Genomic DNA, 23,474 nt, shown 5'->3' on the forward strand with positions numbered 1-23,474 from the left:
ATATGAAATTAAAGACATTACTATTTTCCTTGTTGCTCCTTCCTTTTTTATGGGGTTGCGCTGACTCTCACAATCTTGAATTAATGGCATTAAATACCAATATTAAGCTGAAGTCAGGTGACTCCGTGTACATTGCACAGTCAAAAGATGGCATATATGGTAGCAAACACTATCAAGGTTCAGGTCAGATGGTAAACCAAGTCATTCAAGCTGAGCTGCTCACTAAGCTAAACCATATAGACACCGCAACGGCGTATAGTTCTTATAAAGATACTATTCAGTACGCCACAAAAAATGACTATGACTTCCTTATTTACCCAACCATTTTACACTGGGAAGATCGTGCGACGGAATGGTCTGGTATCCCTGATAAAGTGAAATTAAAAATAACGATTATTGACTTAAAAACCCATACCGAAGTAAAAACGGGCATTATTGACGGACAGAGTGGCCTTGCTACATTAGGAGGAGATCACCCACAAGATTTATTACCAGAACCTATCAAGGCATTTATGCAAGACGTCCTATAAGAAGCCACCAATGTCGACAAGCATTAAACTATAAACAGAAAGCACCGCTCTCTAAATTAGCGGTGTTTTTTATTCCCGTTCAAAAAAGACAGACTCCCCCCATTTTGAGATTACCCCCCCCCCCCCCTTAACCCAAACTTAACCATTGAATCGCTATGCTATTTTCATACTTGGGTTATATCTATCATTGAAAGGTGCTGTCTCTATGTCTTTATCTAAATCGCTAAGAATTTCTTGGTGCTTATTACTCTCTGTTCTTTTGCTTGGTTGTGGAGAACAAGGTCGAGATCACAGACCACCACAAGGCCCTTTACATGTGGATGTGTTGACCTTAACACCGACTACATTGCGTTTGACTCGTGAATTACCGGGGCGTGTTACTGCGTTTAAGCAAGCTGAAGTGCGACCTCAAGTAACTGGCATTTTGCAAAGCCGCCTTTATAAAGAAGGCAGCCAAGTGCAGGCTGGTGATGTGCTGTATCAGATAGACCCATCAACTTACCAATCAACGGTAAAAAGTGCTCAAGCTCAGCTAACTAAAGCATTGGCGAGTGAAGCATCAAGTAAGAAAACGGCCGACCGTTACGCTCAGTTATTAAAGAAAAAACTGACCAGTCAGCAAAACTATGATGATGCCGATGCCGCGTATCAAGAAGCTAAAGCGGAAATGGCTATCCGCCAAGCAGATCTTGACTATGCCAACCTAGAACTTTCTTATACTCAAATTAAAGCGCCTATCTCAGGTCAAGTGGGCTTATCTCAAGTTTCGGAAGGTTCACTGCTTACCGCTCAACAAACCTCTTATCTGACGACGATTATTCAAACATCAAATGTCTATATTGATATGCAGCAGTCTTCGCTTGCACTTTCTAAGATCAAACAAACGTTTACAGGGTTAAATAAAAAGCCAAAAGACATCCCTATCTCTATCATTTTAGAAGACGGTACTACTTACGATCAAACAGCGTATTTAGAGTTCTCTAGCACTAAAGTGTCTAACTCAACCGGTACTGTTACTTTACGCGCGATTGTGTCAAACCCACAAAACCGCCTGTTAGATGGCATGTATGTACGTGCTCACATTGCCCTACCAGAAGCGCGTGATTACTTAGTTGTACCGCAATCTGTTGTGGTAAGAAGTCAATCAGGTCAGCCTTTTATCTTTACTGTTGACCAAAACAATAAAACCGTTAAAAAATCAGTCGTGTTAGGTGATGAAGTCGATAATGGTTGGATTGTTGAAGAAGGTCTGGTTGCGGGTGAGAAAGTTGTAATCAGCAACCTAAGCAACATAAAAAATGACATTGCCGTGGTTATCGATAGTGGCGCCGATGACGCGCAATCAGCGCCGGATTCTCAGTCTGCACCAGCAGTAGAGGAGTAAGCCATGTCTCTTTCTAGATTTTTTATTCAAAGGCCTATTTTTGCTTGGGTAATTGCCATTGTCATTATGCTCACGGGTATCATTTCAATTGTCACATTACCGGTTGCACAATACCCAAGTATTGCGCCACCCGCGGTGACGATTTCAGCCTCCTACCCGGGCGCATCCGCTAAAGCGATTGAAGACAGTGTGACGCAAGTTATTGAGCAAAGTATGACTGGTCTTGATAACTTGCTGTATATGTCATCCACCAGTGACTCTGCTGGTAACGCTAGCATTACCTTGACCTTTAGCGCCGATACCGACCCTGACACTGCTCAAGTACAAGTGCAAAACAGTTTACAACAAGCGACCAACCGCTTGCCAACTGCGGTGCAAAACCAAGGTACAAAAGTAACAAAGAGTACTTCTGGCTTTATGTCAGTAACCAACCTTTACTCTCCTGATGGCAGTATGAGCGCGGCGGATATTCAAGACTACGCCAATACCAGCCTCAAAGATGTGCTTAGTCGCGTAAGTGGCGTGGGCAGTGTGACAGTATTTGGTCCTTCTTACGCTATGCGTATCTGGCTTGATCCTGCCAAGCTAAATAGCTACAGCCTAACCCCTGTCGATATTTCTAGCGCAGTATCAGTACAAAATAGCCAAGTAACTGTAGGTCAACTCGGGGGAACTCCCGCGATTGACTCACAGCTAATCAATGCCACTATTACCGCTCAGAGCTTATTGACAACTGTTGACCAGTTTAAAGACATCCTTATTAAGGTTGACGCAGATGGCTCACAGATAAAACTTAAAGATGTGGCTCGTGTTGAGCTCGCCAGTGAAGATTCATCTATGATCCCTAGTTATCAGGGACTAGAAGCATCCGGTATTGCGATTACGCTAGCAACGGGGGCAAACTCGTTAGATACACAAGCGGCAGTTGATGCAAAACTAGCGCAACTAGAAAAAGGTTTTCCTGAAGGCTTAGCTATGATTAAGTCAATGGATAGCAACTCGTTTATCCGTCTGTCGATTAGTGAAGTAGTAAAAACGCTATTTGAAGCTGTAGGCCTTGTATTTTTGGTCATGCTACTGTTCTTACAAAACCTTCGCGCAACCTTAATCCCAACCATTGCAGTACCAGTCGTACTACTTGGCACCTTTGCTATCATGTCTGCACTTGGCTTCTCTATCAATACCTTAACCATGTTTGGTTTAGTGCTCGCCATCGGCTTGCTGGTTGATGATGCCATCGTTGTAGTAGAAAACGTTGAACGAATCATACATGAAGAGAACTTATCGCCATTAGAAGCTACCAAAAAGTCTATGGATCAGATCACCAGTGCTCTGATTGGTATCACTATGGTGCTGTCGGTAGTATTCATCCCAATGGCCTTTATGTCTGGCTCAACCGGGGTAATTTATAAGCAGTTCTCCTTAACCATAGTGTCAGCAATGGTGCTTTCGGTCATCGTGGCGCTGGTCTTAACCCCAGTACTTTGTGCAACGCTACTTAAACCAACCAAAAGTGAGTCAAAACTCAAATTCTTTGGCGCTTTCAACCGCTTCTATGACAAGTTGTCATCGAAGTACCGTGGTTCAATTAATCATGTACTGCTGCGCCCTGCCCGCTTTATTTTGATATACATCGTTTTAGTCGGCGGTATGGCGTACATGTACCATTCCTTACCTAGCTCTTTCTTACCCAATGAAGACCAAGGTGACTTTGTTGTTATGGTGCAAGCCCCAACAGGTACAACGCTAGCCCAAACCCAAAAAGTGATGTTAGACGTTAAAGATTACCTTGAACAAGAAGAAGCAAACACCGTAAGTCATGTATTTACCGTGGCAGGCTTTAACTTCTCAGGTAAAGGTCAAAACGCAGGTATGGGGATCATTAGCCTTAAAGATTGGAGCGAAAGGACCACACCAGATACCAGTCTTGATGCTGTACTGCAGCGATTCATGGGCCATTTCTCTGGTTACAAAGACGCGAAAGTATTTGCCTTTGGTAGTCCAGCTATCAGGGAATTAGGTCAATCAACAGGTTTTGACTTCTACCTAGAAAACGTCGGTTCTTTAAGTCACAACGAGCTGATTGCCATGCGTAATCAACTATTAGGTAAAATGGCGCAAAGTCCGATTTTACAAAACATCCGACCAAACGGATTAGAAGATACTGCGCAACTGTTCTTAGATATTGATTACGAAAAAGCAAAAGTGCTGGGCATTTCTATCTCTGATATTAACCAATCACTGTCTATTGCTTGGGCTTCCTCTTATGTAAATGACTTTATAGACCGCGGTCGCTCGAAAAAAGTTTACATTCAAGCTGACGCTCAATATCGCATGACCCCAGAAGATCTCGATTTATGGTTTGTACGTAATAACCAAGGCGAAATGGTGCCAATTTCAGCCTTTAGTACAACCCATTGGGGACAAGGTTCACCGCAGTTAACTCGTTACAACGGTAACTCTGCTATCGAAATCTTAGGTGAAGCCGCTCCTGGTTACAGCTCAGGAGAAGCGATGGATGAAATTGAACACCTTGCAGCGGAACTGTCAGACCAAGTTCAAGTGAGCTGGACGGGGATGTCATACCAAGAGAAAGAAGCGGGTAATCAGGCTCCTATCTTATATGGCATCTCTATCTTAATGGTATTCCTATGTTTGGCCGCGCTTTATGAAAGCTGGACAATCCCGATTGCGATTATTCTTATCGTGCCATTGGGCATACTTGGCGCACTGTGTGCCATTACCTTACGTGGCCTTGAGAATGACGTTTACTTCCAAGTAGGGGTATTGACCACCATAGGTTTGACCGCTAAAAATGCCATCTTAATCGTAGAGTTTGCCAAAGAATTGTATGAAAAAGGCGTTAACTTGCTAGATGCCACAGTACAAGCCTGTGAAATGCGATTGCGCCCAATCATCATGACCTCGCTGGCATTTGGCTTAGGTGTATTGCCACTTGCGATCAGTACCGGCGCAGGGGCCAATGCGCGAAATGCTATCGGCACCTCGGTAATGGGTGGCGTAATGGCGGCAACCTTATTGGTTATCTACTTTGCACCACTATTCTTTGTCTTAATTCTTAGAATGATAAGATCAATAAAAGCAAAACAAATAGAAGCGAAATAGTACAAATAGAGTGAGCGTTATGCTCACTCTATTTACTAGACAAAATAAAAGGAGCCTAGGCTCCTTTTATTTTTACTTGTTGTTTGTATTTTTATAAAAATGCACGATATGGTAATTCTGGGTCATTTTTAAATATATCAGCAAAGCCTCTAAAGTGTTGGTAATGCATACGACCTTTATCTGTTGGGTATGTATAACGACCACCTACCTGCCAGAAGAAAGGTGCAAATCCATATTGCAGACGCTCTTTTTTCATATTCCATAGCATCTCAATTTCACGCGGATCATTTTGGAAGTTTGCCCAAATATCATGGTGGAATGGCACAACAACTTCACAATTTAAAGACTCAGCCGCACGCAAAATATCAGAAGAGGTCATTTTATCTGTCACCCCTCTTGGGTTTTCACCGTAAGAAAGTAACGCCACATCAATTTTATAATCATTACCATGCTTCGCGTAATAGTTAGAGTAATGAGAGTCACCAGAGTGATAAACAGAGCCACCGGTTGTTTCAACTAAGTAGTTCACTGCGCGATCATCCATACCATCAAGAATGCTCTTATCTAAAGACGATGTCCCTTCTGGAAGCGTTACTAACGCTGTACGATCAAACGCATCTAATACTTTAATTGTGACGTCTTTAATGCTAATTTCGTCGCCAACACGCGCAATCACGCAGCGATCTTCAGGAACTCCCCACTTCATCCATAAATCAACACACGCTTTAGGTCCGATGAATTTAACGTGATCTTCGCAGTTTTGTAAAACAGCCGCCGCGACATTAATATCAATATGATCACCATGATCATGAGAGGCCATCACTGCATCAATCTCTTTAATCGCAAACGGGTCTAGAGGAAAAATCGCTGTACGTAAGTTAGGTTGCAACGCTTCAACACCGCCCATACGCATCATCTGATGCTGATTTTTCATTTTTTGTACTTGCTGAGTTTTTTTACCCGTACCACACCAAAAATCCATTGATAGGTTTGCGCCACCTTCAGATTTTAGCCAGATACCGGTACACCCTAACCACCACATAGAGAAAGTATTTGGTTGCACAACCGTTTGCTCGATCTCTTCATTCAACCAAGTGCCCCACTCTGGAAATGTATTTAGAATCCATGACTCGCGAGTAATTTCATTTACATTGCTCATATATTATACCTTCTATTTCTTAATTTTTATTTTATGTAGGGTGTAAGGTGCTAGGTGTCTTAATTAGAAATTAAGACACTTTGCTTATTTAATAATATTTATGTATTAAGTTATTTAAAATTCAATATTAGAGATTATTAAACTAAAATAACTTTTGTACCTTGTTTTTCAATTGCTCGAATAACATCAGGATCAGCATTTTTACCCGTCACAATGATGTCTATCTGTGTGACTGAACAAAATAACATTCCTGTCCTTTGGCCTATTTTAGAGCTGTCGACCACAACGACTAATTTATCAATTTGTTGCAACATCTGCTGCTCAGCAACCGCTGTCAACATGTCTGCTTTATACAAGCCCGCTTCCGTCAATCCCTTGCCAGACGTAAACATCCAGTTGCCCGCATAACCACTTAGTGAGTTAGGTGCCGGATTTAAAAAGATCCCTTTGGCTTTGTTATATTGGCCGCCCAAAATAATCACATCATCATGATCTTCGTTGATTAAGTAACTCGCGAGTGGAAAATAATTGGTTACAATTTGCACATCATCGCTACACAATTGCTGACCCAGTAAGAAAGCCGTAGAACCACAGTTCACAACCACACTATCACCGGGTTGGCATAACGCCGCAGCTGCTTTCGCGATCAATGCTTTCTCTTCATAAAACTCAGTGCTGTTGATATTTAAAGGCGACCATTTGCTTTTGAAACTCTCAATACGCTCAGCGCCATTACGCACTTTCTTTAGCTTGCCTATCTCATCCAGCTTTGAAATATCTCGCCTTGCTGTAGCAGGAGAAACATTAAAGTTATCAATGATATTGGAAACACTGATTGTCTGCTTATCTTCCAATAGCGACAAAATCCCATTGTGTCTTTGAACTTCATTCATCTTAAACGCTCGATTCATCTCAATGATGATTTGATGACTCACTTTGATTACTTATGATTCTAGTAATCATCAAAGTGATTGTCAATACTCTTGAAAATAGATCTCAATTAGAGGTCAAAAAACGCGAGCTAAATCACAATTAAGGTTAAGTTATTGATTTTATTCGGTTTATACATTTCACAGTGATCATAATCTCGTTTATACGCTTTACTCAGTAGAATAATTGACTCATATCAAAGTAATCACAATCGAGCATTGCATGATTACTTTTGATTGTTAAAGTCTAGTTCGTGAGCAAAAAAATAGTAACTAAATCCTACAAACCATAAAAACAACAAATATTATTAGGGGTAAAGATATGGAGTTCATTTACGATATTTTCTATATTTTTTACAGTCAGGTAATGACCAAAGCACCATTGTTGCTCGGGTTAGTGACTTGTCTGGGGTATATACTTCTCAAACGGGATGCCACAACGGTCATCTCGGGTTCAATAAAAACCATTGTCGGCTTCATGATTGTACAAGTGGGTGCAGGCACGCTGGTTGCAGGTTTTAAACCTGTCATTGCGAAGATGAGTGAAATTCACGGCCTTACTGGTTCAGTGATAGACCCGTATACAACCATGATGGCAACCATGGAAACCATGGGGGATAACTACTCTTGGGTTGGATACGCTGTATTACTGGCGTTAGGACTCAATATCCTTCTGGTTGCGTTTCGTCGTATAACCGGTATTCGAACTATCATGCTAACGGGACACATCATGTTCCAACAAGCGGGTTTGATTGCGGTATTTTACTTCGTACTAGGCACTAGCATGTGGGAGACCATCATATATTCCGCTATTTTAATGGCGCTATATTGGGGTATCTCGGCAAACATCATGTTCAAACCTACCCAAGAAGTCACTGGCGGGGCTGGTTTTTCCATTGGTCACCAACAGCAGTTTGCATCGTGGATTGCAGTTAAAGTTGCACCAAAACTTGGCGACAAAAATGACAGTGTTGATCATATAAAGCTGCCGAAATGGCTGCATATTTTCCACGACAGCATCGCCGCAACTACCCTTGTAATGACGGGCTTCTTCGGCATTATCCTTCTTTCTTTTGGCCTTGATAACCTGCAAGACATGGCAGGCAATACACATTGGCTAATCTACATTTTTGAAACCGGTCTTAAGTTCGCCGTTGCTATCCAAGTTATTGTTACTGGCGTACGTATGTTTGTTGCTGAGCTTTCTGAAGCCTTCAACGGTATTTCACAAAGACTTATCCCAAATGCGGTACTTGCGATTGATTGTGCGGCGATTTATGCCTACTCACCAAATGCAATGGTATTCGGTTTCATGTGGGGCGCTGTAGGTCAGTTTACTGCTGTACTCGCAATGCTTGCCTTTGATGCACCAATCATGATTATCCCAGGCTTCATCCCAATGTTCTTCTCCAACGCCACCATAGGTGTGTTCGCAAACCACTTCGGCGGTTGGAAAGCGGTAATGAAGATCTGTTTTGTGATGGGTATTATCGAAGTCGTCGGTTCGGCTTGGGCAATCCATATCTTTGCACAATCAGGTACTGAGTTTAATGGCTGGATGGGCATGGCCGATTGGGCATTAGTCTTCCCTCCTCTAATGCAAGGTCTGTCAGCTTCAGGTCTATTCTTCTTCCTTATTGTGGCTCTTGCTGGTGTCTACATGTACTTTGCTTCAAAACAGCTGCGCGCTGAAGAAGACGCTGAAATGGAAACTCAAACCATGACAGCAGTTACCCCTGAAGGCATTGAAGTTGAGCTACCTGTTCAACAGGCAGCAACAGCGACACAAGCATCAAGCGTAAGCACTGAAAACCAAACACCGGTTCGCATCTTAGTCTGCTGCGGTTCAGGCCAAGGCTCGTCAATGATGTGTTCCAAGAAAATCAAAGAGTATTTAGATAAGCAAGGCGTTCCAAGCACCACCTTTAATAGCGCTATTACTGATTATAAATCTCACCTTTCTTCATTCGACATCATTGTCACCTCTGTCGCTCTAGCTGAAAAAATCACTGGGCTACCAGAAGGCAAACAACAACTTGCAGTGAAGAATATGATTATGGTGAAAACCTTTGGTGATGAACTGGTTTCATTAATCAAAAATAATTTTCATAAGTAGTCACTAAAAATCTAAATAACAACCGCTCAGTGGGATTCGCCCACTGAGCTATAAAAATAAATAAAAAGATGGGTAAGACTATGAACTTAAAAGAATCTCTAATCCACAACCACTCTATCCTACTCAATGCAAAAGCTAATGATTGGAAGCAAGCCATTAAATTGGGCACAGATGTTTTAGTTAAAGCCAATGTTGTCGAAGAGCGTTATTACGATGCCATTGTCAGCGCCGTCGCCGAAGAAGGCCCTTACATCTGCATTCATGATGCTTTTGCTCTCTCCCACTCTCGCCCTGAAGATGGCGTAATAAAAACTGGCTTTGCATTAACCGTCTTAGAAACCCCAGTATTTTTTGATGGTGTTGATGAGCCTGTTGATGTGCTAGTCACTTTGGCTGGTAAAGATTCCGAGGAGCATATTGAAGGCACCATGCAAATCGCAAATCTGATTGAATTTGACGAAGACTTCTCTTTACTTCGAGCTTGTAAAACTACCGACGAAGTCATTCAGTTAATTGATGCTGCACTTGCCGCAGTGGAAGACGAAGCCGCTTAAGGAGATAACATGCCAGAATGTAATACACCTTCTGTGTACCAAAACCTAAAACAGCGCGTTCTTAAAGCCAATCTACAATTACCAAAGTATGGCTTGGTGACTTTTACTTGGGGCAACGTTTCTGAAATTGACCGCGAACTGGGCGTGATTGCGATTAAGCCATCGGGAGTGGAATACGATGATATGACGATCAATCACATTGTAGTGGTCGATCTAAATGGCGCAATCATTGAAGGAGAATTAAACCCTTCTAGCGACACTGCAACGCATATAGAAATCTATAAAGCTTTTCCCAACGTTGGCGGCGTTGTGCACACGCATTCACGCAGTGCGACAATTTGGGCGCAAGCAGGCATAGATATTCCGGCGCTGGGAACCACTCATGCTGACTATTTTTACGGTGATATTCCCTGTACTCGTCGTTTATCCAACACTGAAATCGCTCAGGAATATGAAAGAAATACTGGCCTTGTCATCGTGGAAGAGTTTTCTCAACGCCGCATTGATCCTATGGCTGTCCCTAGTGCCATTGTTGCTGGGCATGCACCATTTTCTTGGGGTAAAAACGCCAATGATGCCGTGCACAATGCGGTAGTGCTAGAGGAAATATCAGCCATGGCGCTTGCCACCAGAGCGCTCAATAGTGGTATCAAACTGCAACCTGAACTGTCCGATAAACATTATTTACGTAAGCATGGCGAAAATGCTTATTACGGACAGGATAGGCATTAACCAATAAGGGTTAACGCCATGTATGAGAGCCAATTTTATGTATAAAGTGTTAGCGTTAGATCTTGATGGTACAGTGCTGACCGATAAGCACACCATCCACCCCAAAGTAAAACAAGCCATTGCGGATTTAAAGCGCGATTATCATGTGGTCATAGTGACAGGACGACATCATACCGCCGCCAGACCTTACTATTATGAGCTCGGGCTAGATACTCCAATCATCTGCTGTAATGGCACTTATATTTATGACTATCACAATGAAGCCATACTGCAGCAAAATGCCATCAGCCATTTTAATGCATTAACGTTTATTGATTTAGCGGAAGAGTTTCAACTGAAAATGGTCATGTACATTACCGATGCTATGACCTATTCCAACTACAACCCATTTGAATACATGTTGGCATTGGAAAGCTGGGCAGAAACCGCCCCTGAAGCGCATCGCCCCAAAATTTATCGAGTTAATTCATTTATTGAAGCCGCGAATAAGACCCAATATATCTGGAAATTTGTCGTCGAGGGCGATCAGCAATCCATTGATATCCTCATGCAACACTCATGGATAAAAGCCAACTTTAATGGTGAACGTTCATGGGCAAATCGAATTGATTTTTCTGCCACAGGAAACAACAAAGGCCTGCGTCTGGCCGAGTATGTCGAGCGATTAGGTTATCAAGCCTCACAAGTCATCGCAGTCGGTGACAATCACAATGATATCTCCATGCTCGAATACGCAGGATTAGGCGTTGCCATGCAAAATGCTGATGACCTCGTTAAATCTTACGCACAGAAAGTGTGCCCAACAGACAACAATTGCGATGGTTTAGCCCATCTATTACGTGAACAATTAAAAGGATAACCCATGACTAAACCAATGATTCAAATCGCCCTAGATCAAACCAACCTAGCCTCGGCTATAGAAGTAGCCAATAACGTGGAAAGCTTTGTCGATGTAATTGAAGTTGGAACAATTCTCGCTTTTGCTGAAGGGATGAACGCGGTATCCACATTACGCAAAAATCACCCCAATCACATTCTGGTCTGTGATATGAAAACAACCGATGGCGGAGCAATTTTAGCGCAGATGGCCTTTGAAGCTGGCGCTGACTGGATCACCGTTTCCGCAGCGGCTCATATCGCAACAATTGATGCATGTAAAAAAGTGGCCGACAAATTTGACGGTGAAATCCAAATTGAAATTTATGGAAACTGGACCATGCAAGATGCGCAATCTTGGGTTGATTTAGGTATTTCACAAGCCATTTATCATCGCTCTAGAGATGCTGAGCTTGCGGGTGTCGGTTGGACCGAAGAAGACTTAGTCAAAATGCGCGCCCTGTCAGAGTTAGGTATCGAGCTATCAATTACTGGCGGCATAGTCCCAGAAGATTTGTACTTATTTGAAGGCATCAAAGCCAAAACCTTTATTGCAGGACGCGCTCTTGCTGGTGACAAAGGCAAGCAAACAGCAGAGGCGTTAACAGCCCAAATCAATCGCTACTGGAATTAGGTGTCGATATGTATACAAACTTATCACGTCATCGTGTAGGGCTATATGAAAAAGCACTGCCAAACACTATGGGCTGGGAAGAAAAGCTCATCACAACCAAACAGCTCGCATTCGATTTTTTAGAAATTTCGATTGATGAATCCGATGAACGTCGCAGTCGACTTGATTGGACTGATGAGGAGATCTACACGCTAAGAAGGCTTTGTGAAAAACACCAGATTCCTCTGCAATCTATGTGTTTAAGTGCTCACAGAAAATTCCCGTTTGGCTCTGCTGATCCTCAGATTAGAGAGCAAGCGGTAATCCATATGCAAAAAGCCATTACCTTGGCCTACAAGTTGGGCATTCGCACTATTCAGCTTGCCGGTTACGATGTCTATTATGAGCCTGCGAATCAAGAGACTCATCAACGTTTTATTGAAGGCATGAAGCTTTGCGCCCAACTTGCTGAGCGCGCTGGGGTCATGTTGGCTGTAGAGATCATGGATACTGACTATCTAAACTCTTTGAGTAAATTTGAAGTATTAAATAGAGAAATCAATTCACCATACTTTACTGCCTACCCAGATGTGGGCAACATTTCTGGTTGGAACTATGACATTGTTACTGAGCTTAAATTAAGTAAACCCCATATCACCCAGATCCACTTAAAAGATACCTATAAAGTCACCTCTGACTACCAAGGACAGTTCAGAGATCTCATTATTGGTGAGGGTGAGGTGAACTTTAATGCCATTTTTAACACCCTTAAAGAAACCGAATGTTACGTACCATTAGTGATAGAAATGTGGGCGCATGATGACAACTGGAGAAAAAACATCATTACAGCTCAAAGGCGTTTAAATGAGGCTTGTAGCCATGCCCAATTGCCTTGGTTATTTGAACTCAACCCAGATACTTGCTTAAAAGCTATCTTTCGTTAAATACGAGCTTAGGCAATTTATGCACTTGCACAAATTGCCTTTACTTTCCTAGCTGCAAATCAGTATAAATTTGATAGGACACTTGATAGTTGTAGTTTCTGGCGATTCTTTGCGAAAAAAACAGCTGTGGTAGCTCAAACAAAAACAGAGCGATAAAAAACCAAATACCCCAACTTTCTCCAAGCATAAACCCCACTAGTGCCAAAATAGACCCCAGTAATTCAGCAACAAAAAGCCAATACCTTTTTAGGTAACAATGATGAATACCAAATAGGAAAAACCAATTTAAACAGGCATAGGTATCGGGATCTTTAAGTTGTTTAGATTGCTGCTGAAAATAAGATTTTCGATGGCTATCAGACAGTTGAGCAACCAGTAAACGCAGTTGCTCTTCTTTATACTCAACCTTCTCCAGTGAATCATAAAAATGCATCAAGGTACCTTATCTACGATTTTTTCGACTAAATCAGGTTGGCTACAGCGTTTAATCCGAGCCAAACCTAACTGCCAGCCCTTTCGAGCCCCATACTTTTGAATACATTGCTTCGTATATTCAGAGCAGGTCGGCTCAAAATTGCACTCAGTATTAAAATATCGCCGAGAGCCACCGCCTGCTTGATAACGCTTAATCAATGCTAAAGAGATAATCTTAAGCAATATTAGCGGCCTAAAGTAATGATGGCAGCTTCTCGTGACCAAAATAACCAAAAGCGTTTATGTTCAATAACTTGAAACACTAATTGCCAACCATCTTGTGCGTATTTATTAAGTTCTGCCTCAATTTTTTGCATAGGCAAACCACTTGAGCCTAACAAAATAGTGCCACAACCGCCCTCTACAATATGAACTACTTTGTACTCACTAAATCTCATTGATAATTATCCTTATTTGCTAAAATAGATATTGCTTATAGACAAAATCTTACTCCAATTTAACCTAAGTTATAACCTTAACTTTTTACTATTAAGGACAGATGAACATATAATATTCTTTATTAACAAACAGATACAAACATCACTCGTTATCTAGAATAGATAAAATATATTCTAGAATTCATATTTCATAATAACCCTATGATAAAAAAAGAAAACTTCGCCTGAATTCGAAAAGTAAAGTTGCGTAAGCTATGCTCAACTTTAACAATGTTAATATTGTTAATAAATAAACATTCACAGGGGTAAAAAATATGAATATAAAACCGATAAAAATTGGTGTCTTGTTGAGTCTATTAACAATATTGTTTGGTTATGGACTAGGTTGTATATTTGGTGCAGCAAATAGTAGTATGAAAGATTATTTTCACGAACAGGTTTATGTCGTACATGCCGATAACTTCTCTAATGTGAAAGATCAAGATACTGCATTTTCTAAAGCCAAAGATTACATTAAGCGTGCTCACTTACACTCTGCTGCAATGGGTACAGCCTCACTAGTGACTATCTTAGCTTTAGGCTTTTGCAACATTTCGGATAAAAAGAAAAAAGTTGTGAGTACAGTGACAGGCTTAGGTGCATCAGGTTACGGCGTCTTTGTCTGGACATTAATGGCTTTTGTCACACCAATGATTGGCAAATCCGCAGCTCACGAAGCCATCGCAATTCTCGCCATACCGACAGGTTTAGCACTGGTTTTTGGTACTATGGCAACCATATATTACGTCTTCAAAGAGTAATTGTTGTACAAGTCTAAAATAGCGATTGAGCTCAATCGCTATTTTTATTTACCACTATCTATTCAAACAATGAATTTAATTCACTCTCTAAATACAACTTCACTCTAAATTACATTTTACTGTATTGAGCAATATTAATATCACCTTAGTAAAATCCTACTGTGAATTAATCTGTTCAAAAACTCACTTCAATATCCCACCAAGAAATACCTTTAGTTTCATAGCGTAAGCACTAATCACCACTAATTACTCATACCTATTAATCAATAGTAACCCCGATCCTCAATCGATCTAGATCACATAAAATGCCATTATCTAATGTACATTCACATTCATTTTGTTTGCTTGAACAAGTAGCGTAACAGGGACAATTTTCTGGTCTCAATAACCTTAATTGTTCAATTATCAAGATCGAATAATCAATATATTTTAATTTGTGATCAAACAAACATATCCTAACTTAGAGGCTTTTTTTTTAAATCCACCTAACTATTATGTATGACAATAATACATACATGGGGTTACATTATGAAAAAGAGTCTCGTTATAGCTGGTTCGCTTTTATTTGCAGTACCTGCTTTTGCCAACATCAATAGCAATGGGGTTTCTCACCCAGTGCCTGCTGACAAGTTTGATATGACCAACTGGAAAATCACCATTCCTTCTGATATCAACAAAGATGGCAAAGTAGATGAAATTGAAGGCGTAGCAATGCTTAGCTACTCACACGACGATTTCTTTCATCTTGATAAAGACGGCAACCTAGTTTTTGAAGTACAAAACAAAGCTATTACTACTAAAAACTCTAAGAATGCTCGTTCTGAACTGCGTCAAATGCCTCGTGGTGCTAACTTCGATAACATTCTGACGGATTCAAAACTAAACCAGTGGGCTCTATCTAGCCACCCTCAAGCAGATCAATACAGCGCTGTTGGCGGAACGTTAGAAGCAACATTGAAAGTTAACCATGTTTCTATTCACGCTAAATACCCAGAAAAATACCCAGCATTCTCTGTTGTTGTAGGCCAAATCCACGCTAAGAAACACAATGACCTGATCAAAGCAGGTACTGGATATGGTCACGGCAACGAACCATTGAAAATTTTCTACAAAAAATTCCCTGGTCAAAAATACGGTTCAGTATTCTGGAACTACGAGCGTAACCTAGCGAAAAACGATCCAAATCGCCAAGACATCTCATACCCAGTATGGGGTAACACTTGGGAAAACACCGCAGCACCTGGTAAAGCAGGTATCGCACTTGGTGAAGAATTTAGCTACGCGGTGAAAGTTGAAGGCACTATGATGCACCTAACTTTCAAAACAGCAAGACACGATACAGTGACTTACGATATCGACCTAAGCAAAGGTATTGATAAGAAAGACCATGCAACAGGTTATGCTGAAGATGATTTCTACTTCAAAGCCGGTGCATACGGTCAATGTAGCGTACAAGAAAAACACCCTGTTTGGGGCCCTGGCTGTGCAGGTACTGGCGACATCACTATCGACAGACAAAATGGCGACTACAACAGTGTGACCTTCTCTGCCTTGAAACTAAATGGTAAGTAATATTGTAAAACTCCTTCCTAGCAATATTTAACTCCCCACTTTGGCCTTTCACGCACCTACCGTGGAAGGCCTTTTTTTGTCCTTATTCTTTAATAAAGTTCAATCCAGCTTCAAAAACTGTCTTACCCTTGGCGAGTCAGGATCAGTAAAGAATTTCTGAGGCGGGCTTTTTTCTATTAATATCCCTTTTTCTAGAAACACAACTTGGTTAGATACGTTTCTCGCAAACTCCATCTCATGAGTCACCACCACCATGGTGTAACCCTCTTTTGATAACTTCTGCATAACCAATAGCACCTCATCCACCAGCTCAGGATCCAGCGCTGAGGTTGGCTCATCAAACAGTAAAACCTCTGGCTCCATTGCCAGCGCTCGAGCAATAGCAACGCGCTGTTTCTGACCGCCAGAAAGCATGCTGGGGTAACTATCCAATTTGTGTGACATGCCTACTTTTTCTAACTGCACTTTTGCTATCGCTTCCGCCTCTGGCTTGGACATTTTCTTAACGTGTAATAAAGCTTCCATCACGTTTTTTAGTACGGTTAAATGTGGCCAAAGGTTAAAGCCTTGAAACACCATTCCAATGCGCTCTCGCATTTTCGCTAACTCGCGATACTTCAGAGGCTTATTGGTTTTAGGATTAATCCCTATGCGCTCTTCTGCAATATGAATAGTGCCTCTCTCGGGCTGTTCAAGCCAGTTCATGCAGCGTAGCAATGTGGATTTGCCTGAGCCAGAAGAACCTAAAATACTGACAACCTCACCTTTCTTAATGGTTAAATTGATGTCTCTTAACACCTCAATGCCATCGAATTGCTTTGATAGGTTAAACACCTTCACAATATCTTCCGCTGCTATTGCAGGCTCAGTTGGCTTAACAGGCAACTCAACAACAGAGGCCGCCTCTTCATAGGATTCAACTGATGGGGTTTCTCTGTTCTGATTAAGCATGACTTAGCCCTCTTTCCTGAACTTTATTTAGCGTAATTTTAGATAGCTGTTCAATGACGATACTGATCAGCCAATACAAAGCGATGGCGACAATAAACGCATTCAGCGGGATGAAATAAGTAGATTGGATACTATTGGCCGCAGCGGTGATTTCCCCTACCGTGATAATGCACAAAAAGGCGGTATCTTTAAGGCAAATAATCAGCTGATTCGCTATCAAAGGCACAGATTTAAACAACACATTCGGAACGACAACACGTGAAAATATTTTAAACTTAGAAAATCCGCACGCTTGCGCGGCCTCGATGTATCCTGAATCTAACCCCTTGCGAATCCCGCGAAAAATTTCGCAGAAATACGTACCGTGATAAAGGCTTAGTGAAATAACCCCAGCGGTAAATGCATCCATACGAATGCCCACTTGCGGTAAGCCGTAGTACAACAAATACGCCAAAATCAAAAAAGGCAATGTACGCATAATATTGATGGCTAACACCACCCCAGCTTTTAATCCCTTTGCGCCATTTTCTAATACATACAGCAATACCATTCCTAAGCCAAAGCTCACCAGTGATGCAATGATGAACAGCAGGAAAGTGTTGCCAAACCCAGAGATAAATATCTCCTTTTGTTGCCAGATGATTTCCCATTCACTCATAATGACTCCTTAATGTGGTGGTATTAGCTGGTTAAATAGTCAGCTTTACGTTCCGCAATCTGTTGCGCCTTAATCAACATACCGATGATCAGCATATACAGTACGCCAGCACACAAGATAGGCAGCAAAGGCTCATAGGTCACAGCGGCAATTCGGTTGGTCACTCGTGTTAAATCAACTACGCCGATGACAGCAATGGCTGGACTTCCCTTGATCAAAAAAGACATTTCATTAACCAGAGCAGGAAGACTCATGATCACCATTTGCGGAAACATAATGCGTCGAAAATAGGTTAGGCGCTGCATACCCAAAGCTTCCGCCGCTTCTTTTTGACCGTTAGAAAAGTTGATGAAGGCATTTCTCCAAATCTCTGCATTAAATGCCGCGGTGTTTAGGGTTAAACATAAAATGGCTGAAAAATGTTTATCTAAGTTAATGCCAAAAGAAGGAAAAGAGAGAAAAATAAACAACGCTAAAGTCACTAAAGGCGTTGCTCTAGCCCAGCTGACATACACCCCGAGCACTTGGTCAATGATAGGCAGTTTAGCCATTCTCAACAGAGCAATCACAAGCCCGATGACAACCCCTAAAGCAATAGAGACCATTGATATCCATGCCGTTGTCCATGCCCCATGAAACAATTGCATCCATGCGTAGTAATCCATATACACCTACTTGTCTGCTTGACTCATTAAACGGATAAAAAGGTAGGACCAAGGCCAATACAGTGTCAGAACTCTCTCAGCCAAGGTCGCTACAACGAAGATAATGGGGAATTAGTGCACCGCCGTTAGCTTGCGGTACTGCTCAACTGACACAATCGCCTCTGTCGGTAAGTCATCAAAAGACTCTCCAAACCATTTCTCCTGCAGTTCAGCCAAGCGGCCAGTCTGTTTAAGGTGAGCAAAAAACTCACTCAGATACGCCAGCAGTTCTGGGTGGCCCTTAGGCACAGGCCAGCTGACAAAACCTGGGCCTGAAACAGCCTCACCTTTCTTAAAGATTTTCGATTTGGCTTTAACCACTTCATTGACTGAGACCACGCTATTTATGACATAGTCCAAACGGCCATTGGCAAGGTCGGCATACGCTTCAGGGTAAGATTGATACTCAACCACTTTACCGAGTTTTTTACCTTGAGACTCAAGCATGGCCTTTAGCTCAGGCAATCTTTCAAGTAACGCACTGCCTGCTTGTAGACCTAAGGTTTTACCGTCTAAGTCACTGATTGTACTAGTACTGTCATCCTTAGCTCTTGCTATAAAGTAGTGCTGTGCTGACGCAATCGGTGGCGTAAAATCAAAAACTTTTAGGCGAGCATCAGTGATAATCGCCCCGGTCAATGCCAAGTCATACTGACCGGCGGACACAGAGGCAAGCAATCCTGTCCAAGGTAAAATATCTTGCTTCACCTCAAACTGAGAGTAGTTACGAAGCTCGTCCAGTAGGTCTTTGTTAATGCCGGTTGCTTTGCCTTGCGCAATAAAATTAAAGGGAGAGTAGTTATCCTCGGTAGCCACCTTTAATCCTGCACTGGCAAACGATGGCATTTCATCCGCGATGGCTAAGCTAGACATACCTAAAGTCATTGTTGTGGCTGCAATCGCTAGCCATTTTGTCATTCCTTGTCTCATCATTCTTTCCTTGCTGTATTTTGTGGACACCTTCACTTTAGAGATGAGACAGCTTGATGGGTTAGATCCAATTATCAAAACCGCTTGGGACAGCATGTTAAAACAGCCGAATAATACCAAAGAGGTAGGTTGGCTCATTTATTGCAACGACTAACGTAATACCATGAGTAACCAATATAGGGAGATTGACTCTATGGCGATCAATTACAGCTGTTTCATTGAATTTGATAGTAAAAGAAGCCTGCAAGAACAAGTTCGTGAATATTTAGTGAAGGCCATACTTGAAGGTATCTTCTCGGTCGATGAGGCTCTCCCCTCGTGTCGCAAGCTCTCTAGCCAATTGAAAGTATCTCGCAATACTGTCTCATTGGTGTACGAGGGATTAGCGGATGATGGTTACCTGATTAGTAAGCCAAGAAGTGGTTACTATCTGTCTGAAAAATATAGATTTAGACAACAAGAAGTTGAAGATGAGCTGGATCATTATGAAGCAGATAATCCAGTAAGTGCACCAAACTGGGCAAGTAAGCTAAAAATATCCACCGACCGATTTCCACGTATTGTAAAGCCTTCACATTGGAGCTGTTATCAATACCCATTTATTTATGGCCAGCCCAGTATCAACGATTTTCCCTTAGCGCAATGGCGTGAATCGACACGCAAAGTTATTGCCGATCCTAACGATCATGGCTGGTTGTGTGACAAGGTAGATAAAGATGTGGAGTTGCTTGTTGAACAAATTCGCACTCGTGTTCTTCCGCAACGGGGAATTCATGCTAAAAGTGATGAGATTCTGATCACAATAGGCTCACAAAATGCCTTGTATTTAGTCTCTCAATTATTAATGGACAAAGGTTCTCGAGTTGGCGTTGAAAACCCCGGTTACAAAGAAGCAAACAATATTTTTGGCCTTGCTGGAGCGCAGCTCCACCCACATACCGTTGATGAAGAAGGCTTAGTGCTCAATCAACTCTCCGCTATGTGTGACTACTTTTATGTCACTCCTAGCCATCAAGCTCCTACGGGAGTGACCATGAGTAAACAGCGTCGCAATGCATTATTGCAACAAGCACGAAAAAACGATGCCATTATTATTGAAGACGATTATGACTCTGACAGTAACTCTGAATGGGCTCCTTTACCCGCGCTTAAAGCCCATGATAAAGACAATAGAGTCATTTATGTCAGTAGCTTCTCTAAGGTACTCGCTCCGGGGTTACGCCTTGGCTATATTGTTGCTCCTGAAGAGCTGATCTACGAACTGCGTACATTACGACGTTTAATGTATCGACACCCACCAAGTCGAGTACAAATGGAAATGGCGCATTTTATCTCGCAAGGCTATTACGACAGTTTTCTTCGTCGCTTCAAAGAGAACACTCGTCAGCGCTGGCAAACCATTAATGACGCCGTTGAGCACTATCTTCCGGATTGTGCTCGGCTGGCTAAAAATCACTACAGCAACGCATTGTGGTTAGAAACGCCAAACCAAATGAGTAGTCAGCGCCTCGCATCTCGCGCCTTATCCGGTGGCGTACTCATAGAGACGGGGTATTCGCACTTTATGGACCACAAGCAGTCTCATCCCGAAACCAACACCTTTTTTAGACTCGGGTTTCATGCCATAGATAAAGCGCTCATTACTCCCGGAATTGAACAGTTGGCTAAAGTGATACGCAATTAACGCTCCTTAATAGTGTTATCAATAACGGTAAAATAATAACGCCAAGACAGATGTCTTGGCGTTATTAAGATAGGTGTTAACGTCTAATAAACGTTTAATCAAGCTCAGCCAGAGCTTGGCTAATGATAGCAACGCCTTGCGCAATCTCATTTGGCTTAATGATCAACGGCGGGGCAACATGAATTCGATTATTCACGATGAAGGTCAATAGCCCTTTTTCCGTCATATTCGCTTTTAGAGAAGCAATCTTACTGTTGCTCAACGGCTCACGAGTCGCTCTATCCTCCACCAGCTCCAATGCCCAAAACATGCCTTTACCACGAATATCACCAATGCTCGGATGTTGCTCCATTAGCTCAATTAATGCGGGCCCTAACACCTTATTTCCAATCTCATCGGCATAGCGAACAATGCCCTCTTCTTCCATTGCATCTAAAGTGGCCACGATCGCTGACATAGCCAATGGATGCCCAGAATAAGTAAGGCCACCCATAAAGAAATTACTTTTAAAGTATTCCGATATTGCTTCGCTGACTATCACACCACCGGCGGGTACATAACCAGAGTTCACACCCTTAGCAAAAGTGATTAAATCAGGAGTCACGTTAAAGTGTTCAAAGGCAAACCAGCGGCCTGTTCGACCAAACCCAACCATGACTTCATCAAAAATAAGCTGAATACCATGCTCGGTTGCAAGCTCTCTAACCCCTTGCAAGTAACCTTCTGGTGGTAACAAGAAGCCCGCCGTTCCCGGAATGGTTTCAAGGATAATCGCGGCAATGGCGTGCGGGCCTTCACACTCAATGACACGCTTTAGATGTTGCAGAGCGCGTTCACACTCTTGCGCTTCGGTTTGCGCGTTGAACTCAGTGCGATATAAGTAGGGATTAAAAAAATGCACATGCCCACGGCTGTATTCATTAGGTACTCGGCGAAAATCCCCAGTCGCGGCAATCGCGCTCCCCGTATTGCCATGGTAGGAGCGATAGGCTGACAGCACCTTGTCACGACCGGTGAACTGCCTTGCCATGCGGATAGCATTTTCATTGGCATCCGCTCCTGCATTGGTAAAAAACACCTTTTTAAAGTTGCTCGGCGCTCTGTCTAAAATACGCTTAGCCGCCTCACCACGGGTAATATTAGCCGTAGCGGGAGCAATAGTGACTAAGGTTTCTGCCTGCGCTTTAATCGCATCAATAACCTTAGGATGCTGATGACCAATATTGGTATTCACCAACTGACTGCTGAAATCGAGATATTGCTTGCCCTCAAAGTCCCATAAGGTGCATCCCTGAGCACCTGCGATTGCAATCGGTGGCGCTGACTCTTGTACTGACCAAGAGTGGAAGACATTCTTGTCTAATTCTACGACGTACTGATTTGAACTCTCTGTGCCAAAGCCATCCATATTCATTCTCCTGTGCGATACCTAGACCATGTCGTTGTACTTGTTGTGTCCCAATATTTTGGCGATAAGTGATGCGAAAGGCGTAGGGGCAGTTTAAAAAAAGCCTTGGGTCAGGCAACAACAAAGCTCTGCCTCAAACAATCTTTACAACTGGCTCTATGGCGAAATCCAATGCCTGATTACATTGATGAAATAAACAAATGACAGGTGAATGAGCATGGGGTTAGCAGCAGTATTAGTCTTCTTTGCAGGTATTGTCAGAGGGTACTGCGGCTTTGGTTTTGCCATTATTGCCGCCTTGTGTCTTAGCTTTATTTACTCCCCCTTTGACTCTATTGCCATTGCTTTGAGCTTAGATTTATTGAGTAGCCTAGGACTACTTCGCGGAGTGAAACAAGAAATAAACAAGCGACTGCTGCTTTTGCTGATTGTAGGAATGCTAGGGGCAATACCACTTTCCTTGCTATTTATTACACAGGTGTCAGCCTATCAATTGAAAATGATGATCGCCGGCTTATCTTTGCTTGCAGGTGCATTGATCATGCTTAATTTGAAAATGAACTGGTTAAACCAACGTTATGCTTTATTAGCTGGTGCTATCTCAGGTTTTAGTATGACTACAGCCTCTGCCGGTGGCCCACCTCTGGTGTTATACCTGTTAAATCTATCCCTTAACGCCCGCGAGTTAAGGGCAACGGCTATTGTATTTTTTATCTTCAGCTCAACGGCGTCATTAATTGGCTTGCTGTACGTGGGCGCTATCTCTACTCACTCTATACAGTTTAGCTTGTTGCTCTTTCCGGCTGCCATGATTGGCAATCTTGCGGGGAAGAAGCTGTTTCGTCAGTACCCAAATCCATCACTCAGAAAAACCATAGCGCCTATTTTAATGCTATTAGCGCTACTCACTATTTTATTTTAAAAAGGAATTC

General features: G+C 42.3%; 23 protein-coding genes. 13 read left to right on the plus strand and 10 right to left on the minus strand.

What is annotated here, in order from left to right; genetic code table 11:
- Positions 1 to 2 precede the first annotated feature (2 nt).
- From QV280_RS09795 to QV280_RS09805, 3 genes are all read left to right on the plus strand, one after another.
- The gene (locus QV280_RS09795; RefSeq protein WP_152819536.1) at positions 3 to 530 is read left to right on the plus strand and encodes a DUF4823 domain-containing protein; all 528 of its coding nucleotides are present in this window, start codon (positions 3 to 5) and stop codon (positions 528 to 530) included.
- Positions 531 to 735: 205 nt separating this feature from the next.
- Positions 736 to 1,914, plus strand: a complete 1,179-nt coding sequence (locus tag QV280_RS09800) for an efflux RND transporter periplasmic adaptor subunit (RefSeq protein WP_152819535.1) — start codon at positions 736 to 738, stop codon at positions 1,912 to 1,914.
- Between the two features lie 3 nt (positions 1,915 to 1,917).
- Positions 1,918 to 5,040 carry an efflux RND transporter permease subunit gene (locus tag QV280_RS09805; RefSeq protein WP_152819534.1) on the plus strand — a complete coding sequence of 1,041 codons (3,123 nt, stop codon included), beginning with the start codon at positions 1,918 to 1,920 and terminating at the stop codon, positions 5,038 to 5,040.
- Between the two features lie 91 nt (positions 5,041 to 5,131).
- Here the strand turns inward: QV280_RS09805 and ulaG are convergent, their stop codons facing one another.
- Together ulaG and ulaR are read right to left on the minus strand one after the other, a co-directional pair.
- Positions 5,132 to 6,199: an L-ascorbate 6-phosphate lactonase gene (gene ulaG, locus QV280_RS09810; RefSeq protein ID WP_152819533.1), complete on the minus strand. Its 1,068-nt coding sequence runs from the start codon at positions 6,197 to 6,199 to the stop codon at positions 5,132 to 5,134.
- Positions 6,200 to 6,336: 137 nt separating this feature from the next.
- Positions 6,337 to 7,092, minus strand: a complete 756-nt coding sequence (gene ulaR / locus QV280_RS09815) for an HTH-type transcriptional regulator UlaR (protein ID WP_152819925.1) — start codon at positions 7,090 to 7,092, stop codon at positions 6,337 to 6,339.
- A gap of 358 nt (positions 7,093 to 7,450) precedes the next feature.
- Here ulaR and QV280_RS09820 point away from each other — a divergent pair, with 358 nt between their 5' ends.
- From QV280_RS09820 to QV280_RS09845, 6 genes are all read left to right on the plus strand, one after another.
- Positions 7,451 to 9,244: a PTS ascorbate-specific subunit IIBC gene (locus QV280_RS09820; protein WP_152819532.1), complete on the plus strand. Its 1,794-nt coding sequence runs from the start codon at positions 7,451 to 7,453 to the stop codon at positions 9,242 to 9,244.
- Positions 9,245 to 9,324: 80 nt separating this feature from the next.
- Positions 9,325 to 9,798: a PTS sugar transporter subunit IIA gene (locus tag QV280_RS09825; RefSeq protein ID WP_039970422.1), complete on the plus strand. Its 474-nt coding sequence runs from the start codon at positions 9,325 to 9,327 to the stop codon at positions 9,796 to 9,798.
- A 33-nt stretch (positions 9,799 to 9,831) separates the two neighbouring features.
- Positions 9,832 to 10,530 carry an L-ribulose-5-phosphate 4-epimerase gene (locus tag QV280_RS09830; RefSeq protein ID WP_367869539.1) on the plus strand — a complete coding sequence of 233 codons (699 nt, stop codon included), beginning with the start codon at positions 9,832 to 9,834 and terminating at the stop codon, positions 10,528 to 10,530.
- A gap of 37 nt (positions 10,531 to 10,567) precedes the next feature.
- Positions 10,568 to 11,389 carry a Cof-type HAD-IIB family hydrolase gene (locus QV280_RS09835; protein WP_152819530.1) on the plus strand — a complete coding sequence of 274 codons (822 nt, stop codon included), beginning with the start codon at positions 10,568 to 10,570 and terminating at the stop codon, positions 11,387 to 11,389.
- A 3-nt stretch (positions 11,390 to 11,392) separates the two neighbouring features.
- Positions 11,393 to 12,040, plus strand: coding sequence for a 3-keto-L-gulonate-6-phosphate decarboxylase UlaD (locus tag QV280_RS09840; RefSeq protein ID WP_152819529.1), 648 nt, complete (start codon positions 11,393 to 11,395; stop codon positions 12,038 to 12,040).
- Between the two features lie 8 nt (positions 12,041 to 12,048).
- Complete coding sequence (locus QV280_RS09845) at positions 12,049 to 12,963, plus strand: L-ribulose-5-phosphate 3-epimerase (RefSeq protein ID WP_152819528.1); 915 nt, start codon at positions 12,049 to 12,051, stop codon at positions 12,961 to 12,963.
- 40 nt (positions 12,964 to 13,003) lie between these two features.
- On the opposite strand, the gene QV280_RS09850 is transcribed toward QV280_RS09845, so the two are convergent.
- Genes QV280_RS09850 through QV280_RS09860 form a run of 3 tightly spaced genes read right to left on the minus strand, consistent with a single transcriptional unit; the run spans position 13,004 to position 13,835 of the window.
- A complete protein-coding gene (locus QV280_RS09850) occupies positions 13,004 to 13,396 on the minus strand; it encodes a hypothetical protein (protein ID WP_152819527.1) in 393 nt (130 codons plus the stop codon).
- Positions 13,396 to 13,671 carry a membrane protein insertion efficiency factor YidD gene (gene yidD / locus QV280_RS09855; RefSeq protein ID WP_447026250.1) on the minus strand — a complete coding sequence of 92 codons (276 nt, stop codon included), beginning with the start codon at positions 13,669 to 13,671 and terminating at the stop codon, positions 13,396 to 13,398. The genes QV280_RS09850 and yidD overlap by 1 nt, the downstream gene beginning before the upstream one ends.
- Entirely contained in the window at positions 13,623 to 13,835 is a 213-nt protein-coding gene (locus QV280_RS09860; protein ID WP_023403810.1) for a DUF4177 domain-containing protein, read from the minus strand. The genes yidD and QV280_RS09860 overlap by 49 nt, the downstream gene beginning before the upstream one ends.
- A 413-nt stretch (positions 13,836 to 14,248) precedes the next feature.
- On the opposite strand from QV280_RS09860, the gene QV280_RS09865 reads away from it, so the two are divergent.
- On the plus strand, positions 14,249 to 14,635 hold the full coding sequence (locus QV280_RS09865) for a hypothetical protein (protein ID WP_240432728.1): 387 nt from the start codon (positions 14,249 to 14,251) through the stop codon (positions 14,633 to 14,635).
- Between the two features lie 528 nt (positions 14,636 to 15,163).
- A complete protein-coding gene (locus QV280_RS09870; RefSeq protein ID WP_152819525.1) occupies positions 15,164 to 16,207 on the plus strand; it encodes a polysaccharide lyase family 7 protein in 1,044 nt (347 codons plus the stop codon).
- Between the two features lie 99 nt (positions 16,208 to 16,306).
- Here QV280_RS09870 and QV280_RS09875 read toward each other — a convergent pair whose 3' ends face one another.
- The 4 genes from QV280_RS09875 to QV280_RS09890 form a co-directional block, all read right to left on the minus strand.
- Positions 16,307 to 17,158, minus strand: a complete 852-nt coding sequence (locus QV280_RS09875; protein WP_152819524.1) for an amino acid ABC transporter ATP-binding protein — start codon at positions 17,156 to 17,158, stop codon at positions 16,307 to 16,309.
- The gene (locus tag QV280_RS09880; RefSeq protein ID WP_152819523.1) at positions 17,151 to 17,816 is read right to left on the minus strand and encodes an amino acid ABC transporter permease; all 666 of its coding nucleotides are present in this window, start codon (positions 17,814 to 17,816) and stop codon (positions 17,151 to 17,153) included. Before QV280_RS09880 ends, QV280_RS09875 begins: the two co-directional genes overlap by 8 nt.
- A gap of 23 nt (positions 17,817 to 17,839) precedes the next feature.
- On the minus strand, positions 17,840 to 18,481 hold the full coding sequence (locus tag QV280_RS09885; RefSeq protein WP_152819522.1) for an amino acid ABC transporter permease: 642 nt from the start codon (positions 18,479 to 18,481) through the stop codon (positions 17,840 to 17,842).
- 111 nt (positions 18,482 to 18,592) lie between these two features.
- Positions 18,593 to 19,450, minus strand: a complete 858-nt coding sequence (locus QV280_RS09890; protein WP_152819924.1) for a transporter substrate-binding domain-containing protein — start codon at positions 19,448 to 19,450, stop codon at positions 18,593 to 18,595.
- 193 nt (positions 19,451 to 19,643) lie between these two features.
- On the opposite strand from QV280_RS09890, the gene pdxR reads away from it, so the two are divergent.
- Complete coding sequence (pdxR, locus tag QV280_RS09895) at positions 19,644 to 21,134, plus strand: MocR-like pyridoxine biosynthesis transcription factor PdxR (RefSeq protein WP_152819521.1); 1,491 nt, start codon at positions 19,644 to 19,646, stop codon at positions 21,132 to 21,134.
- Positions 21,135 to 21,228: 94 nt separating this feature from the next.
- Here the strand turns inward: pdxR and QV280_RS09900 are convergent, their stop codons facing one another.
- The gene (locus QV280_RS09900) at positions 21,229 to 22,542 is read right to left on the minus strand and encodes an aspartate aminotransferase family protein (RefSeq protein ID WP_152819520.1); all 1,314 of its coding nucleotides are present in this window, start codon (positions 22,540 to 22,542) and stop codon (positions 21,229 to 21,231) included.
- Between the two features lie 217 nt (positions 22,543 to 22,759).
- Here QV280_RS09900 and QV280_RS09905 point away from each other — a divergent pair, with 217 nt between their 5' ends.
- Positions 22,760 to 23,464: a sulfite exporter TauE/SafE family protein gene (locus QV280_RS09905; RefSeq protein WP_152819519.1), complete on the plus strand. Its 705-nt coding sequence runs from the start codon at positions 22,760 to 22,762 to the stop codon at positions 23,462 to 23,464.
- Positions 23,465 to 23,474: the final 10 nt, after the last annotated feature.

This window comes from Vibrio sp. B1Z05 (assembly GCF_052955985.1).